Origin of the sequence: Melaminivora alkalimesophila, assembly GCF_000282995.1 — a bacterium.
In the GTDB taxonomy this organism is placed as follows: domain Bacteria; phylum Pseudomonadota; class Gammaproteobacteria; order Burkholderiales; family Burkholderiaceae_C; genus Melaminivora; species Melaminivora alkalimesophila.
In genome coordinates, this window is sequence record NZ_ALEE01000388.1 from 1 (window position 1) to 1,904 (window position 1,904).

A 1,904-nucleotide genomic window follows, 5' to 3' on the forward strand; every position below is an offset into this window, starting at 1 on the left:
TCCTCCCGGCTTCCGCCTGGCGGTCAGCCGCAACTGGGCCAGCCGCTGGTACGCAAGCAACCGTGACTTCGCCGGCATGCTGGCCGAAGACATCAAGGTGCGCGAGTTCCTGAAGGCCCGCCTGAAGAACGCCGCGGTCTCGCGCGTCCTGATCGAGCGCCCCGCCAAGAACGCCCGCATCACCATTTACTCGGCGCGTCCGGGCGTGGTGATCGGCAAGAAGGGCGAGGACATCGAGAACCTCAAGCGCGAACTGGCCACGCGCCTGGGCGTGCCGGTGGCAGTCAACATCGAGGAAGTGCGCAAGCCCGAGATCGATGCCAAGCTGATCGCTGACTCGATCACCCAGCAGCTGGAAAAGCGCATCATGTTCCGCCGCGCCATGAAGCGCGCCATGCAGAACGCGATGCGCATGGGCGCCCAGGGCATCAAGATCATGTCCGCCGGCCGCCTGAACGGCATCGAGATCGCCCGCACCGAGTGGTACCGCGAAGGCCGCGTGCCGCTGCACACGCTGCGCGCCGACATCGACTACGGCACCTCGGAAGCCAAGACGACGTATGGCGTGATCGGCGTGAAGGTCTGGGTCTACAAGGGCGACACGCTCGGCCGCGGCGAACTGGCCGTGGAGACCCCGCGCCCCGAAGACGAGCGCCGCCCGCGTGGCCCGCGCCGCGATGGCCGTGGCGACCGCCGCGATGGCGACCGCCGCGGTGGCGGTGGCCGCCGCCCGATGGGCACCAACACCGCACCTGCCGATGGCAGCGACAAGCCGCAGGGCGCAGGTGCAGATCCCGTTAAGCGCGTAGCCAAGGCCGCGCCCGCTACAGCAGCGGACGGTAAAGGAGAATAAACATGCTGCAACCCGCACGCCGCAAGTTCCGCAAGGAACACAAGGGCCGCAACACCGGCATCGCCACGCGTGGCAACTCGGTGGCCTTCGGTGATTTCGGCCTCAAGTGCACCGACCGCGGCCGCCTGACGGCCCGCCAGATCGAGGCCGCCCGCCGCGCCATCTCGCGCCACGTCAAGCGCGGTGGTCGCATCTGGATCCGCGTGTTCCCCGACAAGCCGATCTCCACCAAGCCTGCCGAAGTGCGCATGGGCAACGGCAAGGGCAACCCCGAGTACTACGTGGCCGAGATCCAGCCGGGCAAGGTGGTGTTCGAGATCGTGGGTGTGTCCGAGGAGCTGGCACGCGAGGCCTTCCGCCTGGCCGCCGCCAAGCTGCCGCTGCGCACCACGTTCGTGGCCCGTCAGATCGGCGCCTGAGAAAGAGGATCGATATGACCAAAGCTGCTGAACTGCGCCAGAAGGACGAAGCTGGCCTGAAGGACGAGATCAAGTCGCTGCAAAAGGCCCATTTCGGCCTGCGCATGCAAAAGGCCACGCAACAGCTGGGCAACACCGCCACGCTGAAGGCCACGCGCCGCGACATCGCCCGCGCCAAGACCATCCTTGCTGAGAAGCAAGCCGCCGCTGCCAAGGCCTGATAAGGAGCGAACATGACGGAAGCCAAAACAGCCCTCAAGCGCACCCTGGTCGGCAAGGTGGTGAGCGACAAGCGCGCCAAGACCATCACCGTGCTGGTCGAGCGCCGCGTCAAGCACCCCATCTACGACAAGATCGTGATCAAGTCGAGCAAGTACCACGCGCACGACGAAAATGGCGAGTACAAGCTGGGCGACACCGTGGAAATCGCGGAAAGCCGCCCGCTGTCCAAGACCAAGCACTGGGTCGCCACGCGCCTGGTGCAAAAGGCCGGCCTGGTCTGAGCCCATTGCGGCCCCGGCCGCAGCGCGGACCGCAAACGACCCACAATGCGTGGGTCGTTTTTTTCGTCCATGCTTTTCAGGAGATCCCCAGCATGATCAAGATCGGTGACACCCTCCCTGACGTGACCC

General features: G+C 66.0%; 4 protein-coding genes. All 4 read left to right on the forward strand.

All coding sequences use genetic code 11. The features are described from left to right. A partial coding sequence (gene rpsC, locus A612_RS07500; protein WP_019373888.1) for a 30S ribosomal protein S3 occupies positions 1–853 on the forward strand: 853 nt, incomplete at its 5' end. A gap of 2 nt (positions 854–855) precedes the next feature. Continuing rightward, the gene (gene rplP / locus A612_RS07505) at positions 856–1,272 is read left to right on the forward strand and encodes a 50S ribosomal protein L16 (RefSeq protein WP_019373889.1); all 417 of its coding nucleotides are present in this window, start codon (positions 856–858) and stop codon (positions 1,270–1,272) included. A 14-nt stretch (positions 1,273–1,286) separates the two neighbouring features. Further along, positions 1,287–1,493, forward strand: a complete 207-nt coding sequence (gene rpmC / locus A612_RS07510) for a 50S ribosomal protein L29 (protein ID WP_019373890.1) — start codon at positions 1,287–1,289, stop codon at positions 1,491–1,493. Between the two features lie 12 nt (positions 1,494–1,505). Next, positions 1,506–1,775: a 30S ribosomal protein S17 gene (gene rpsQ / locus A612_RS07515; protein WP_019373891.1), complete on the forward strand. Its 270-nt coding sequence runs from the start codon at positions 1,506–1,508 to the stop codon at positions 1,773–1,775. Positions 1,776–1,904: the final 129 nt, after the last annotated feature.

What these genes read in the sequence shown, in the direction of transcription:
- rplP (WP_019373889.1), top strand. Translation starts at nt 856, where the DNA reads ATGCTGCAACCCGCACGCCGCAAGTTCCGCAAGGAACACAAGGGCCGC.
- rpmC (WP_019373890.1), top strand. Translation starts at nt 1,287, where the DNA reads ATGACCAAAGCTGCTGAACTGCGCCAGAAGGACGAAGCTGGCCTGAAG.
- rpsQ (WP_019373891.1), top strand. Translation starts at nt 1,506, where the DNA reads ATGACGGAAGCCAAAACAGCCCTCAAGCGCACCCTGGTCGGCAAGGTG.